General features: G+C 64.8%; 15 protein-coding genes. 3 read left to right on the top strand and 12 right to left on the bottom strand.

Annotated features, from left to right (window positions below; translation table 11 throughout):
- Positions 1–152: 152 nt before the first annotated feature.
- The gene (locus ACVMIM_RS24595) at positions 153–1,175 is read left to right on the top strand and encodes an acyltransferase family protein (protein WP_476115065.1); all 1,023 of its coding nucleotides are present in this window, start codon (positions 153–155) and stop codon (positions 1,173–1,175) included.
- Here ACVMIM_RS24595 and ACVMIM_RS24590 read toward each other — a convergent pair whose 3' ends face one another.
- The 3 genes from ACVMIM_RS24590 to ACVMIM_RS24580 all read right to left on the bottom strand — a co-directional run bounded on the left by ACVMIM_RS24590 (position 1,176) and on the right by ACVMIM_RS24580 (position 2,992).
- Positions 1,176–1,583 carry an SRPBCC family protein gene (locus tag ACVMIM_RS24590; RefSeq protein ID WP_476115063.1) on the bottom strand — a complete coding sequence of 136 codons (408 nt, stop codon included), beginning with the start codon at positions 1,581–1,583 and terminating at the stop codon, positions 1,176–1,178.
- Between the two features lie 144 nt (positions 1,584–1,727).
- On the bottom strand, positions 1,728–2,225 hold the full coding sequence (locus ACVMIM_RS24585; protein WP_476115062.1) for a GNAT family N-acetyltransferase: 498 nt from the start codon (positions 2,223–2,225) through the stop codon (positions 1,728–1,730).
- Between the two features lie 11 nt (positions 2,226–2,236).
- Complete coding sequence (locus ACVMIM_RS24580; protein WP_476115060.1) at positions 2,237–2,992, bottom strand: copper homeostasis protein CutC; 756 nt, start codon at positions 2,990–2,992, stop codon at positions 2,237–2,239.
- A gap of 176 nt (positions 2,993–3,168) precedes the next feature.
- On the opposite strand from ACVMIM_RS24580, the gene ACVMIM_RS24575 reads away from it, so the two are divergent.
- Complete coding sequence (locus ACVMIM_RS24575) at positions 3,169–3,624, top strand: carboxymuconolactone decarboxylase family protein (RefSeq protein ID WP_476115059.1); 456 nt, start codon at positions 3,169–3,171, stop codon at positions 3,622–3,624.
- Between the two features lie 33 nt (positions 3,625–3,657).
- On the opposite strand, the gene ACVMIM_RS24570 is transcribed toward ACVMIM_RS24575, so the two are convergent.
- The 9 genes from ACVMIM_RS24570 to ACVMIM_RS24530 all read right to left on the bottom strand — a co-directional run bounded on the left by ACVMIM_RS24570 (position 3,658) and on the right by ACVMIM_RS24530 (position 13,204).
- Positions 3,658–4,089: a cupin domain-containing protein gene (locus ACVMIM_RS24570; protein ID WP_476115057.1), complete on the bottom strand. Its 432-nt coding sequence runs from the start codon at positions 4,087–4,089 to the stop codon at positions 3,658–3,660.
- 69 nt (positions 4,090–4,158) lie between these two features.
- Positions 4,159–5,757 carry a DHA2 family efflux MFS transporter permease subunit gene (locus tag ACVMIM_RS24565; RefSeq protein WP_476115055.1) on the bottom strand — a complete coding sequence of 533 codons (1,599 nt, stop codon included), beginning with the start codon at positions 5,755–5,757 and terminating at the stop codon, positions 4,159–4,161.
- On the bottom strand, positions 5,754–6,851 hold the full coding sequence (locus tag ACVMIM_RS24560; protein ID WP_476115054.1) for an HlyD family secretion protein: 1,098 nt from the start codon (positions 6,849–6,851) through the stop codon (positions 5,754–5,756). The genes ACVMIM_RS24565 and ACVMIM_RS24560 overlap by 4 nt, the downstream gene beginning before the upstream one ends.
- A 214-nt stretch (positions 6,852–7,065) precedes the next feature.
- A complete protein-coding gene (locus tag ACVMIM_RS24555) occupies positions 7,066–7,839 on the bottom strand; it encodes an SDR family NAD(P)-dependent oxidoreductase (RefSeq protein WP_476115052.1) in 774 nt (257 codons plus the stop codon).
- Between the two features lie 5 nt (positions 7,840–7,844).
- Positions 7,845–9,179 (bottom strand): dihydroorotase, encoded by a 1,335-nt coding sequence (locus tag ACVMIM_RS24550; protein ID WP_476115051.1) that lies wholly within the window; start codon positions 9,177–9,179, stop codon positions 7,845–7,847.
- 3 nt (positions 9,180–9,182) lie between these two features.
- Entirely contained in the window at positions 9,183–10,115 is a 933-nt protein-coding gene (locus ACVMIM_RS24545; RefSeq protein ID WP_476115049.1) for a polysaccharide deacetylase family protein, read from the bottom strand.
- 27 nt (positions 10,116–10,142) lie between these two features.
- A complete protein-coding gene (locus ACVMIM_RS24540) occupies positions 10,143–11,165 on the bottom strand; it encodes an NAD-dependent epimerase/dehydratase family protein (protein WP_476115048.1) in 1,023 nt (340 codons plus the stop codon).
- Positions 11,166–11,192: 27 nt separating this feature from the next.
- A complete protein-coding gene (locus ACVMIM_RS24535) occupies positions 11,193–11,957 on the bottom strand; it encodes an SDR family NAD(P)-dependent oxidoreductase (protein WP_476115046.1) in 765 nt (254 codons plus the stop codon).
- A complete protein-coding gene (locus ACVMIM_RS24530; protein WP_476115045.1) occupies positions 11,957–13,204 on the bottom strand; it encodes an MFS transporter in 1,248 nt (415 codons plus the stop codon). Before ACVMIM_RS24530 ends, ACVMIM_RS24535 begins: the two co-directional genes overlap by 1 nt.
- Positions 13,205–13,437: 233 nt before the next feature.
- Here ACVMIM_RS24530 and ACVMIM_RS24525 point away from each other — a divergent pair, with 233 nt between their 5' ends.
- Positions 13,438–13,788: a RidA family protein gene (locus ACVMIM_RS24525; protein WP_476115043.1), complete on the top strand. Its 351-nt coding sequence runs from the start codon at positions 13,438–13,440 to the stop codon at positions 13,786–13,788.
- Positions 13,789–13,799: the final 11 nt, after the last annotated feature.

Genomic DNA, 13,799 nt, shown 5'->3' with positions numbered 1-13,799 from the left:
ATAACAAAGGTTTGACCGAAAACGCCGGTCAGACCGCGGCTTCGCACTTGCACAAATTTATCCCGCACTGCAAAATAAATGCGGCGGGAATACCAAATGGTCCGGACGCGGGCGACGCTGCGCATACGGACGTCGAGTCGCGAAGGCACGGTATGACCGACATCTCCGCAGCATCCGTCGTCCTGCCGCGGGCCGCAGCCGACAGGGAAGCCAGGGCGAGACTTGCCTATCTCGACGGCTGGCGAGGCCTGTCGATCGCGCTCGTGCTGATCGGCCATTTCTTTCCGGTACCGGGAATCAATCTCGGCGTCCTCGGCGTCGAGTTCTTCTTCGTGCTGAGCGGCCGGCTGATGGGCGAGATCCTGTTCATCGAGCGCTTTCCGCTGAAGAAATTCTTCAAGCGCCGTTTCTCGCGCATCTATCCCGCGCTGCTGGTGTTCGTGATCGCCGCCATGACCGGGCTTGCCGGCACCTTTATCGCCTTCAAATGGAAGGCGGCGCTGACAGCGCTGACCTTCACCTATAATTATGCCGGCATCTTCATCAACCGCGCCGGCGCGCTCGACCATATCTGGTCGCTCTGTGTCGAGGAGCATTCCTATATCCTGCTCGCATTGATCAGCGTGGTGGTGACCGGAAGGGCGAACGTCGTGCGGCTGCTGGTCGTGCTGGCGCTGCTGGCAATGGCCAACGGCGCGATTTCGTACGGGATTCTCGGCATGGGCTACGAGACCACCTACTGGCGCACCGACGTGCATATCGCCTCGATTCTGTTGTCCGCGGCGATCTGCCTGCTCAAGGCAGACGGGCGCCTGCCGGCTTTGCTGAACAGCCGGCATGTGGCTCTCGCGGCCGCGGCCGCCGGCGTTCTGCTGTTCAGCAATCCAATCCCGACGCCCCTGCATTACACCCTCGCCGTGCCGCTTCTGGCGCTGGCAGTCAACACGCTCGACTTCGCCGGCGGCATTCTGAAAGGGCCGTTGTCATCGCGGCCGATGGTGATGCTCGGGCTGTGGTCCTATTCGCTTTATCTCTGGCAGCAGCCTTTCTACAAATTCGTCGATGAACGCGGCAGCGCGCCGATCCCGATGCTGGCGGCGGTGTTCGCCTGCGCCCTCGCGAGCTACTACATCGTCGAAAAGCCCGCCCGCAGCTGGCTCAACCGCAATTGGTGATCAAGCAGGTTTCGCCGCTCGTCGCGCGGCGAGATAGCGGCGAAGTCCGGCTTCGCCGCGCGGGGTCGTCCAGCGGTGATTCCAGGCGAAGGCGGGTCTGAGCAGCGGCGCCAGAAGTTTGAGAATCGGTCTTTCGACGGTGACCTGCCAAATCAGGTCGCCGCCTCCGGACGGCGACAGTTCGGCCCGCCACAGCCCGTCGAAATCGCCGAAGGTCTTCACGACCACCAACCGTCCGGGCTCGAGCTCGGCGGCCTCGATGATGAAATTCAGCTCATAGGGCAGGGCGCCGCGCGCCCTGGCCCTGGCACGGGCGCCGACGACGCCCTTGCCCTTCTTGTCGAGCGGCTCGACCTCCTTATAGGCATCGCCCCACCAGAGCGGCAGGAGCTCGGCGTCCGACAGCACGTCCCAGACTTCCTGCGGCGTGCCCCTCGGGGATGTCCCAGCTTTCGTCGAAGCGGAAGACATTGCTTGCCATGATGTCGCCCCAACCAGCGGAGCAGCCACATTAGCTTCCGCTTGTTTTCCTGGCCAGCGTCGCGGCGCCGCTCAGGCGGCGATTGGCTTTGCCCAATAGCGCACCGATTTCTTGCCGCCATGGATCACCGCATCGCCGACTTCGGTGAAGCCGAGCGCGGCGTGGAAGGCATCGGATGCCGGGTTGGGCGGATCGGCATTGACCTCGCAGGTGACGATCGTATGGCCGGCACGCCGGGCTTGCTCGAACAGATCCTCATAAAGGCGGCGGGCATGGCCGCGGCCGCGCGCCGCGGCTGCGACCACCACGCGGTCGACATAGACGAAGCGCGGATAGCGCTGGTGAAACCAGAGGAAGTTCGGGCTGTCGTAGCTTGCGTCTTGGTCGAAACACAGGATGAAGGCTTCAAGCGCGCCGATGCGGCGGGTGTAGAAAGCCTCGGCGAGCAGGAATGAAAGTCGTTCCGGCTCGAGCCAGGACAGTTCCGCCGCATGCTCGTTGTTGAGCGCGAGTATAATGGCCTCGTCGGCGGGCGAGACCTGTTCGATCGGCAGCAATTCCCTGGTCATTGTCCTCACCGTCAAGATCTCGCGGCCTTTATCGTTGCCGCGACCTTGGCCTTGTCGGTCACCGTGTTGCGGTATTCGCGATCGAGGTCGGTGCCACCCATTCCAACATTGGGATTGCGGTAGCGCATGGCGCTGGGCACGTCAGCAAGTGCCGCAAAATGCATCTCGGTCAGTCCCGTTCGCCTGCGTACCTCACCGATCGTATCGGGCGCCAGGGCGCCGCAGCCGAGAACGATGATGCGTTCGCCCGCCTGGCGGACGAGCTCCGCCAGTAGCTCGACGCCTTCGACCGCCGTGTCGCGCTGGCCGCTGGTCAGCACGCGGCCGACCTTGCAGCGGATCAGGGCTTCGAGCGCCTCGGCCGGATCGCGCGTCATGTCGAAGGCGCGGTGGCAGGTGACGTTGAGCGGGCCGGCGGCCTCGACCAACGCGCTCATGCGCGCCTCGTCGATGGCGCCGTCGGCGGTCAGGCAGCCGACGACGACGCCGGCGACGCCGAGCTCCCGAAGCGCTGCGACATCGGCGAGCATCGAGCGGTATTCGGCCTCGCTGTAGAGGAAGTCTCCGCCGCGCGGGCGCACGATGACGTGGAAGGGGATGGTGGCGCTTTCGAGCGCGGCGCGCACCGTGCCCAGGCTCGGCGTGATGCCGCCTTCGATCAGGCTGGCGCAGAGCTCTACCCGATCGGCGCCAGCGGCCTGCGCGGCGAGCAACCCGTCGATGCCTTCGACGCAGATTTCGATCAGGGGTTTTTGCGTGTCCGCCACCGGTTCCCATCCATGGTTCGAGGAGATGGGGCAGCCCTAGCACCGGGCGCGTCGCCGCGAAAGCCGCAACGATCGGTCCAGCTTGGAAGACGCTTGACAATGCATAACCGCGAAGTTATGGATAACTCATAACTGAAAAGTTATTGATTGATGCGGACGAACCAAGGAGACCGACGATGGAAGCGAGATTGAAGAACCCGGTGATGCTCATTCCCGGCGCGCTGCAGGCGCTTCTGGCGCTCGACAAGTCGACCGAAGCGGGCGACGTGCCTTACGTGACGCGCAAGCTCATTCACCTGCGCGCCAGCCAGATCAATGCCTGCGCCGTCTGCGTCGACATGCACGCGCGCGAGCTGAAGAAGGCCGGCGAGAAGGACGAGCGGATCTTCGCCGTCTCGGCATGGCGGGAGACGCCATATTTCACCGACGCCGAACGCGCAGCGCTTGCGCTGACGGAGGCCGCGACGCGCCTAGCCGACCGTTCCGACGCGGTGCCGGACGACGTCTGGGGAGAGGCCGCGCGCCATTACGACGACAAGGCGCTCGCCGCCCTGGTGATCCAGATCGCGCTGATCAACGCCTTCAACCGCCTGAACGCCACCACGCGGCAACCGGTGGGCGCCTGGGGATGAGGTGAGAGGCCCGCTTCGGGCGTGTCTTGCCGGCTACTGCTTAAGGATCGTGTTCTTGGCGCCCTGTTCGACCTGGTCGATCACCAGAAGCTTCACCGGATCGGTGCCGATGTTGGTGGCCTGATGCCACTGGCCGATCATTTCAATGATGAAGTCGCCGGGCTTGTAGGTGTTGCTGGCGCCGCTCTCGACATTTGTGACCTTGAGCGTTCCCTGCTCGACATAGGCGTAGCGCGGGAAGGGGTGCTTGTGCACCGGCAGCGTCGCGCCCGGCGCGATCTGATAGGATGAGACCTGAACCTCGACGTTCTTCTGCGGCAGCGTGATCGGCTGGCCGGACGCGGTCGTGGTCCTGGACGCCAGCGGCGTCACCACGACCGGCGTGTTCGAGCTGTCCAGTGCGTTCGCGCTGGTCGTGAAAAATGCCGCCGCCAAAAGCAGCGCCGATGTCGCAATGTTGCGCATGAGATTCCTCCAGAGATCGCCAGCTTGGCGCGGAGGACGCTAAGGCGCAAGCTCCGGACAATGGAATAGCTAACGCTTCGCTGGCGCATGGTTGGGCGGCCGCAGCAACAGTGCAAACGGCACCAGCAGCGCGGTGACGATCGCGCAATAGAAGAAGACATCGACATAGGCGAGCAGCGAAGCCTGGCGGCCGATCTCCTGTCCGATCCAGCCGACGGCCTGCTGCCTGGCTTCGACCAGCGGCGAACCCTCGGCGACGAAATGGTCCGTCACCTGGCGAAGCGTCTGCTGATAGGTCTCGCTCGATTGCGCGGTGTGGCCGACCAGCACCGACTGGTGGAACTGGGTGTTCTGGGCAATCACCGTGTTGGATAGCGACACGCCGATGCTGCCGCCGATGTTGCGGGCGACATTGATCAGCGAGGACGCCTGGTCGGTCTTCTGCGGCGGCAGGCCGACATAGGCGGCGGTGGAGATCGGGATGAACAGGAACGGCAGGCCGATCATCATATAGATGCGCGCATAGGCGAAGAACCCGAAGCTGGCGTCCGGCGTCAGCGAGGTCATGTGCCAGAGCGCGACCGCGACCACCGCCATGCCCAACATGATGAGATAGCGCGGCTGAACCATCCCGGCGGCAAAGCCCGAGACCGGCATCAGCATGAGCATGACGATGCCGCCCGGCATCATCGACAGACCGGAAAGGGTGGCGGTGTAGTCGAAGGTCGTCTGCTGCAACTGCGGCAAAAGCTGCGTGGTGCTGAAGAGCGCGGCGCCCACCGCCATCATGACGAGGAACGACATACCGAACTGCCGGCTGAAAAGCAGACGGATGTCGACGATCGGATCGCGCCTCGTCCACTCCCACGGAACAAGCAGCAGGAACGACACCGCCGAGATCACGGCGAAAGTGGTGATGAAGGTCGAGGCGAACCAGTCGTTGCGTTGGCCTTCGTCGAGAAAGACTTCAAGGCAGCCGAGTGCCATCGCCACCAGGATGAAGCCGATCCAGTCGACCTTCAGCCCCTTGCTCAACCGCTCGCGGCGCTCGCGTTCGAGAATGTCGGGCTCGATGACCAGCCATTGCACGAGCGTCAGCGACATGATGCCGAACGGCACGTTGATGAAGAAGATCCAGTGCCATGAGAAATTGTCGGTCAGCCAGCCGCCGATGGTCGGCCCGACCGTCGGCGCGACGATTACCGCAATGCCGTAAAGCGCAAAGGCCTGAGAGCGTTTCTCAGGCGGGAACGTGTCGGCGAGGATCGACTGCTCGCTCGGCGCCATGCCGCCGCCGCCGAGCCCCTGCAGGATGCGAAAGGCGATCAGCGTTGGTAAATTGGGCGCCAGCCCGCACAGCAGCGACGACAGCGTGAAGGTCGCCACGCAGATCATGTAATAGCGCTTGCGGCCGATGACGCTGGTCAGCCAGCCGCTGACCGGAATGATGACGGAGTTGGCGACGAGATAGGTGGTGATCACCCATGTGCTCTCGTCCATGCCGGCGGCCAGGCTGCCGGCGATGTTGCGCAGTGCGACATTGGCGATCGAGGTGTCGAGCACCAGCATGAAGGTCGCGATCGAGACGACGATCGCGATCAGCCAGGGATTGCGCCCGCCGGCGGCGGAACGGCTTTCGTTTCCCTGGGCTGTCGCGGCATCGCTCATCGCACCTTGACCGTCGGCACCACCGACATGCCGGGACCGAGATAGACGCCGGGCGGCTGGTCGAACACGATCTTGACCGGCACGCGCTGCACCACCTTGACGAAATTGCCGGTGGCGTTTTCGGCGGGCAGCAGGCTGAACGCCGTGCCGCTGCCGGCCTGGACGCTGTCGACATGGCCATGGAAGGTCTTTTCCGGATAGGCGTCGATGGCGATGTCGACTGGTTGGCCCGGTCGCATCAGGGCGAGCTGCGTCTCCTTGAAATTGGCTTTCACCCAGACCTCGTTGGGTACGAACATCATCAGCACCTGGCCAGGCTGCGCATAGGTGCCTTTTGCCGCCGTGATGTTGGTGGCGTGGCCTGCGACCGGCGCCGTGATGGTGGTGCGGGTGAGGGTGATCTTGGCCTGGTTTTCGGTGGCCTCAGCCTGCCGAAGCTTGGCTTCGGCACTCTTGCCTTGAGCCTGCAGAACAGCCAACTGGCTTTTCGCCGCCTCGACATTGGCATTGGCCGTGTCCAGCGCCGCCTGGTCCTGGCGCAGGGTCGAAGCAGCCTGCTGCGCCTGCTGTTGCGTCGCGGTGCCTTTGGCCAGGAGCTCACGGTTTCGCTGGTCCTCGGATTTGGCGAATTCGAGCGCCGCCTGGGCCTGCGCCACCTGCTTTTCGGCGGCATCGATCTTGGCGTTCTGCGCCTCGGTCTGGGCCTGCACATTGGCAATATCGGCCCGCGCCGCAACCACGCCTGCTTCCGCCTGTTTGAGCGAGGCCTGATAATCGCTGTCGTCGATGCGCAGAAGCACCGTGCCGGCCTCGACCGGTTGGTTGTCGGTGACGGCGATATCGGTGATGCGCCCGGCAATTTCCGCGCCGACCGTCACCGTGCGGGCGTCGATGAAGGCGTCGTCGGTCCATGCATACTGCCGTGCGTTGATCCACCAGATGACCACGGCCGCGATGACCAACAGGATGAGGATGGCCACGATCGCCGCTATGTAGGGATGGCGTCTGATGAGGCCGGGTTTATTGCCGTCGGATGGACTGTCATTCGCCTGCGTGTCTTGCGCACGCTTATCGTCCGCGCGCTCGTTTTCCACGCGTTTTTCGTCGCTCGGCGGCCATTGCTGCTGGTCGGACCGGGGCTGAGCCCGCGCTTCTTCGGCGGGAGCGGTTTCGCGCTCTTTTCTTTCGGTTTTCGCGTCCAAGGCAACGGAACCCAGAATCGTTGACCCCCTCGCAGCAGGGTCAACGGGTGGTTTCCGCAAAGGTTCCTGTTCGCCGAATGCCGGGCGGCGGCCCCGCTGGCAGCCGTCAGCCCGCCATCCAGCCGCCGTCCACCATCAGGTTTATGCCGGTGACGTAGCTCGCCATGTCGCTGGCGAGAAACAGCGCCGCGCCCGCCACGTCGTTCGGATGTCCGAGCCGCGGCCACGGCGTGCGGCGGCGCGAATAGTCGAGCGCGTCGGGGTCGTTGGCGACACCGGGCTTGCCGGTGATGATCTTGCCCGGAGCGATGGCGTTGCAGACGATCAGGTCGTCGGCGTGGTCGACCGCGATCTGCCGCGTCATCTGCACGATGCCGCCCTTACTGACGGAGTAGGGAAAATCGCCGGGGCAGGCGACCATACCGTGCTGCGAGGAGATGTTGACGATGCGGCCGCGCACCTCGTTGACCGGTGCCTGGGTCAGCATCTGCATGACGGCGCGTTTGTTGCAGTAGAAGAAGCCCGTCAGATTGACACCGATGACGCGGTTCCACTGTTCCGGCGTGGTCTCGATCAGGTTGGTGCTGGTGTAGATCGCGGCATTGTTCACCATCACGTCGAGCCGACCGAAGCGATCGATGGCTGCGCCGACAAGGGCGTCGACGGCGCTCCAGTCCGAGATGTCGGTTTTCATGTAGACCGCATTGCCGCCGGCGGAGCGGATCATATCCACAGTACTCTCGCCACCTTCGATTGGCTGTTCCACTGTGTCGGCGGTGACGACGCGTGCGCCTTCGGCTGCGAATTTGAGCGCGATGGCGCGGCCGATGCCGGAGCTCGCTCCGGTGACGATGGCGGTTTTGTCTGCGAGCAAGGCCATGGTGTTCACCTTTCCCGGGTGACGATCTTCCCTTGCGCCGGGCCGACCAGCCGCCCTTCGCGCACGATCTCGCGGCCGCGCAGGAAAACACCGGCCAGCCGCGCTTTCACGGTCCAGCCGTCGAACGGCGTGTAGCCGGCCCGCGAGACCTGCTCGGCGTTGGCGATGATGCCGGATCGGCGCGGGTCGAGGATCAGCAGATCGGCATCGTAGCCGGCCGCAATGCGTCCCTTGCGCCGGCCGAGGCCGAAGCGCTCGGCCGGATTGCGGGAGCACATACGCACCAGATCGGGCAGCGCGATGAGCCCGTCGTCGACCAGTCTCAACATCGTTGGAAGCAGCGTCTGCAATCCCGGCATGCCGCCCGGGATGTCGGCGAAAGTAGCATAAGCCGCCGCTTTTTCGTTCGGCGCGTGCGGGGCGTGATCGGTAGCGACAATGTCGATCAAGCCCGCGCCCAGCGCGGCGCGCAGCGCGTCGACATCCTGCGGCGAGCGCAACGGCGGTGAAGCCTTGAGATTGGCGCCCTGTGTTTCGTAATCGCCAGCGGTGAAGAACAGATTCTGCGGCGTGGTCTCGACGCTGGCGTCAGCTATGCCGCGAAGCCGGGTCCAGGTCTCGACACCCAGTTCGGAATTGATCTGACGAACATGGATTCTTGCCTCGATCGAGGCCGCGGCGACCAGCGCGCGGGCGATGCCGTTGGCTTCAGCCAGCGACGGCCGGCTGTCCAGGAAGGCGGTGATGGTGCCGGAGCGATCACGCTCGGAGCTACCTGTCAGGATCGACTGGTCGCCGGGGGAGACGCCGATCAGCGTGTTGGCGCCGGCAAACGCTTTCACCGCCTCGGCAACCGCGTCGAGCGTTGCGAACAGGAAAGCATCCGGCACGTCGGCGGTGAATAGCTCGAACGACACCGGCGCAAGGTCGAGCAGGCGAGGAATGAGCGACAGGTCGCGGCTGACCACGGCCTGCAGGCCGACATCGACATGGATGCGGCTCTCGGTCATCGCCATCTTGTCCGCGAGTTGCTCGGCCGTCGCGGTCCAAGGCTCGTCGGTCGGCATGTCGAGCACCGTCGTCACGCCGCCGAGCGCCGCCGCATGGGTGCCGGAAGAGAAGTCCTCCTTATGGGTCAGGCCAGGGTCGCGCAGATGCGCGTGCGCATCGACCAGGCCGGGCAGCACGAAGCAGCCGGAGGCGTCGACGACCGTCCTGGCTTCGGCGGCTTCGCCGGGCGCGATGATTGCCGCGACCTTGCCCGCGGCAATGCCGATATCGCCGCGGCCGAGGCTGTCGGCATTCACCACCGTTCCATCGCGGATCAGCGTGTCGAACATCTCTCAGCCGCGCTGCTCGAAGCGGGCATGATTCGCGTGCCAGAAGCGGGCTATGTCCTCGCGGCGTATGAAGGCGGCGCCGTCGCTCTTTTGGACATGCTCGATCACCTCGCGCAGGCCCGATGCCCGGTTGGGTTGGCCCGTCCAGCGGGCGTGAATGCCGATGGTCAGCATGCGGCCGCCAGTCTCGTCGGCTTCTGAGAGCATATAGTCGATGGCCGAGCGGCAGTCCTCGGCGAAGTCGCGCGGATTGCCGTAGCCCGGCGCGACGAGGTAGCGGCTGTCGTTGAGTGTCTTGGAATAGGGGACGACCATGATCTCGGTGCCCCTGTGGTCGAGGAAATAGGGCAGGTCGTCGTTGCAGGGATCGGAGTGGTAGAGGAAGCCGCCCTCCTCGACCAGAAGGTCGCGCGTGTTGACGCTGGGCAGCGAGCGGCAGTTCCAGCCTAGCGGACGCTTCCCCAGCAGCTTCTCGTAGAGCGCGATCGCCTCGTGCAGGTGCCGTTCCTCCTCGCTGCGCTCCATCGTCGTGTAGTCGATCCAGCGCAGGCCGTGTCCGAGCAGGTCGTGGCGGCGACTCTTGATCCATTCGACGAAGGGCGGGTTGCGCTCCAGCGCCACGGCGCAGGCGGAGATGGTGACGGGGACGTCGTAGCCGTCGAACAGCCTGGCCAGGCGCCAGACACCGGCGCGACTGCCATATTCGAAATGCGTCTCGGTGCCGAGGTCGCGTACAGGCGGGCTCGAGGCGAGATTATACTCGCCCCAATTGTCGTTGCGGCCGTCTTCCAGCCAGTTGTACTCCGACCCCTCTTCGTAGTTCAGCACGAGGTTGACAGCGAGCTTGACGCCGCCCGGCCAGGTGACGAAGGGCGGATGCGGGCCATAGCCGACAAAGTCGCGCGGCTGCTGCGCTTGCTGCGGATCGGTCGGCATCGGCCGGTCTCCTCTGATCTCGTTGGCTCAGCTTTCGTTGGCGGCAATCCAGTCCATGTAGGCGTGGAAGGCTTCCTTGCCGGGGCGCGGCCGCCACGCGGTGTCGCGCATGATGCGGGCGATGTCATAGGCGCCCCACATGCCGCCTTTCAGCGCCACATCCTGGACGATATTGGCGTCTTCGCCCGGCGTCACCTCCACCTTCAGTTCCGGGACGCGTTCGGCTGCCCAGCCGATGATCTCGCCGATGGTCTGGCTCGACCCGGAGCCGATATTGTAGTGGCGGTAGTTGAGGCGCGGCGCATCGATCAGCGCGAGGATCGCGGCGGCAACGTCGGTCGAGGCGACATAGTCGCCGACGGGCTCCAGGCTGTTCGGCCTGATCGTCTCGCCGGCCAAAGCCATATGCGCGACTCGGTTGGGAACATGACGAAAATTGCGGCTCTCGGTGGCGCGGTCCATCGGGCCGTAGACGGAAGCAAGCCGCACCGAAACCGCCGACAGGCCGAACAGGTCGGCATAGCGGTTGGTGACCATCTCGGAGGCGAATTTCGAGATGCCGTAGAGCGTCAGCGGCGCGACATAACCGTCTTCCGGCAGCGGCTCACCGCTCCAGTCGGGCCCGTTGTGGCGGTAGACGGAACCGGAACTGACATAGATGAAGCGCTGGAGGCCTGGTCTCGCGCGCGCCCAATCCAGCATGCGCACGGTGCCCATCAGATTGACGTCGACGATGCGGGCCGGGTCTTCGGCCTCCGGCTGGCGCTTTGCCTCCGTGGCGCTGCCGCGCGAGATCGGCGTGATCGTCGCGCCATGGACGATCGCCGTGATGCCTTGCTCGTCGAGCCTCGCGGACCAGGCTTTCGGGTCAAGGATATCGGCGGAAATCACCGTCAGCCGGTCGCGCACCGGCGCGAAATGTCTTTCGGCGGCCGCGTCGAGGCCTGAGCGGTCGAGGATCACGGCGCGGGCTTGCGGATCGCGGTCCAGCCATGCGCGCGCAACCACGCTCATGACAAAGCCGGTGCCGCCGGTGACGAGCAGGGTCATGGGAACTCCTCTGAAAGGGTTTCGGGTTCAGCGCGTCGCATAGCCGCCGTCCACAAGCATGTCGGATCCGGTGACGAAGGATGCGTCCGAGGAAAGCAGGAAGGCCGCCGCCGCAGCGATCTCGTCGGGATCGGCGATGCGGCCGAGCAGGTGGGCAGGCCCAAGGCCGGCATTGGCCGCTTCGAAATCGGCGAACCGGCGCAGCAGCCGCGTCGTCGCCACGGCGCCCGGCGACAGGCTGTTGACGCGGATCTTGTCCGGCGCGTGATCGACGGCCATCGCCTTGGCGAGGTGAATCAGCCCGGCCTTGGCGGCGCAATACGCCACGGCCTTGGTGGTCGCGACGCGTCCAAATTGCGAGCCGATGAAGACGACAGAGCCGCCGCCGCTCGCCGCAATCAGCGGCACGGCGAACTTGCTCATCAGGAAAGCGCCGGTCAGGCCGACATCGACCTCGTGCCGCCAGGCGCTTTCGTCGAGATCGACGACGGTGGCGCTGGTTGAGGGCGCCGCGGCATTGTGCACCAGTCCATCGAGGCGGCCGAATTTATGCCGGGCGAACGCGACGGCCGCTTCGGCGGAGGGAGCCCTCGTCACATCGCACTGGCAGGCCGCGGCGGCAGGGTCGAGCGCTTCGGCAAGCTCGGTCGCCGGCCCGAGATCGTAATCCGCGCAGACTACTCTTGCGCCTTCGGCAATACAGCGGCGGGCGATTGCCGCGCCGATGCCGCTGGCCGCGCCTGCGATCAGGATGACATTGCCCTCGAGGCGGTTCGTTGCTGCATCCGTCATCAGGCGCGCTCCTCGATTGCCTGCATCGCCGGCGCGACGACCGGCCGGCGCAAGAGATTGTAGCAGGCAGCAATCGTCACCAGCACGGCGCCGCCGCCCAGAAGCAGGAACATGGCCGGCGCGCCCATGTGCTCCATCAAGCTAGCGGATATGCCAGGCGTCGCGACATTGCCGATCGAATAGAGCAGGAGCAGCGTGCCGGAAGCGCCGACCATATGCCGGCTGTGCAATTGCGAGGCGCCGAACGCCATTGCCACGGGATAGACGGTGAGCGCCGTGCCGCCGTAGATGAAGAACAGCACGAAGAGCAGCGGCACCGAAGAATTGCCGAGCCAGGCGATCGCGGCGCAGAGCGTGACCGACAGGATGCCCTGGACAAGCAGTATGATGCGCCGTTCAAACCGGTCCGACAGCCATCCGACGGGCGTCTGCGCCAGCATGCCGGCGATGCTGATGGTGGTGACCAGCCCGACCGTCGTTGCCGCCGACAGCCCGATCTGCGTGCCGTAGATCGGCGTCAGCACGAAGATGTTCATATTGGTGATGCCGCCCTGGAAGATGGCGACGACCGTCACCGGGGCCAGCCGGAACAGCGCCAGCGGACCGAGCCGCCTGACGGGCCTTGCCGAGCCTGCATGCTCCGAATCGGTGGCCGGCAGCGCCGGCCAGCGTCCCCCGACGAATTTGGAGGCCAGCGCCAACAAGACCGTTGCCGCCGCGACCAGGAACAGATGCGGCGATTGCGGACCGACCATTGCGACCAGCACCTGACCGAGCAGCACGGCGATCGCCGTCGTCAGCATATAGATCGAAAACAGCGCGCCGCGATTGTGATGCTCGGCATAGAGGTTGATCCAGCTTTCGCAGACGACGAACAGCGACGCCATCGCGAGGCCGCCGAGCAGGCGGAAGCAGATCCAGCTCGGCAGGAAATCGGTGAAGACGAAGCCGGACGCCGCGAGCAGCGCCAGCACCAGGATCGCCACGAAAGTGCGCTCGTGGCCGTATTGGGCAACGGCCGGGCGCGTGACTAGGCATCCGATGAGGAATCCCACAGGATAGGCGGTCAGCACGATCTGCACGACCTGGGGAGAAATGCCGGGCTTGCCGAGATGCAGCGACACGGCTGTGGTCAGCATGGCGCTGCCGATACAAGCAAGGCAGATGCCGACCATGATCGGCAGCATGGCGCGGGAGCGCTCTGCATTGTGCCAAAGCCTCATCGCGGATTGAGCGATCGACCTCATGAATGCGGCTGCGGCGGCTCCCTGGCGGCACCGTTGACCGACGGCAGCCCGAGCAGAAGCTACACTTTGCGGCGATTGCCACAAACGAAGATTGACGCGGCTATGGCTTAAATTTTTTTGGCCATGCCGGCAAAGGAAAGCGGCGTCTCGGCCCGGCGCGGGCTTTACAGCCGTTTTGCGCCCTCCTTACCATAGGCAAAAACCAGATATGGAAACCAGCGGAAGGGAACAGCATGACGATCGAACGCGTGGAAAACGGACAACGCTTCTGCCGGGTGCTCCGCTACAACGGCACCGTCTACGTGGCCGGCCTGACGGCGGATGATCTTTCCGGCGACACCACCAGCCAGACCAAGCAGATTTTGGCCAAGATCGATGCGCTTCTCGCCAAGGCCGGCACCGACAAGTCGAAGCTGCTCAGCGCGCAGATATGGCTCCGCGATATCGCCGATTTCGAGATGATGAATGCTGCCTGGGACGCCTGGATCGACAAGAGCGCCATGCCGGTGCGCGCCACGGTGGAAGCGCGGCTTGCCGGCGACCAATACCGCGTCGAAATCATGGTCACGGCGGCAGTCGGCTGAGCCGGCCGGCG

The organism is Mesorhizobium sp. USDA 4413 (assembly GCF_056280365.1).
Note: the sequence above shows the minus strand (reverse complement) of the source record. Positions and strands in the feature narration are given on the sequence as shown.

Coding starts and splice junctions, on each gene's coding strand:
- ACVMIM_RS24570 (WP_476115057.1), bottom strand. CDS start 4,089: ATGCGCAACATTGCGACATCGGCGCTGCTTTTGGCGGCGGCATTTTTC.
- ACVMIM_RS24595 (WP_476115065.1), top strand. CDS start 153: ATGACCGACATCTCCGCAGCATCCGTCGTCCTGCCGCGGGCCGCAGCC.
- ACVMIM_RS24565 (WP_476115055.1), bottom strand. CDS start 5,757: ATGAGCGATGCCGCGACAGCCCAGGGAAACGAAAGCCGTTCCGCCGCC.
- ACVMIM_RS24575 (WP_476115059.1), top strand. CDS start 3,169: ATGGAAGCGAGATTGAAGAACCCGGTGATGCTCATTCCCGGCGCGCTG.
- ACVMIM_RS24530 (WP_476115045.1), bottom strand. CDS start 13,204: ATGAGGTCGATCGCTCAATCCGCGATGAGGCTTTGGCACAATGCAGAG.
- ACVMIM_RS24555 (WP_476115052.1), bottom strand. CDS start 7,839: ATGGCCTTGCTCGCAGACAAAACCGCCATCGTCACCGGAGCGAGCTCC.
- ACVMIM_RS24525 (WP_476115043.1), top strand. CDS start 13,438: ATGACGATCGAACGCGTGGAAAACGGACAACGCTTCTGCCGGGTGCTC.
- ACVMIM_RS24540 (WP_476115048.1), bottom strand. CDS start 11,165: ATGACCCTGCTCGTCACCGGCGGCACCGGCTTTGTCATGAGCGTGGTT.
- ACVMIM_RS24585 (WP_476115062.1), bottom strand. CDS start 2,225: ATGACCAGGGAATTGCTGCCGATCGAACAGGTCTCGCCCGCCGACGAG.
- ACVMIM_RS24545 (WP_476115049.1), bottom strand. CDS start 10,115: ATGCCGACCGATCCGCAGCAAGCGCAGCAGCCGCGCGACTTTGTCGGC.
- ACVMIM_RS24550 (WP_476115051.1), bottom strand. CDS start 9,179: ATGTTCGACACGCTGATCCGCGATGGAACGGTGGTGAATGCCGACAGC.
- ACVMIM_RS24535 (WP_476115046.1), bottom strand. CDS start 11,957: ATGACGGATGCAGCAACGAACCGCCTCGAGGGCAATGTCATCCTGATC.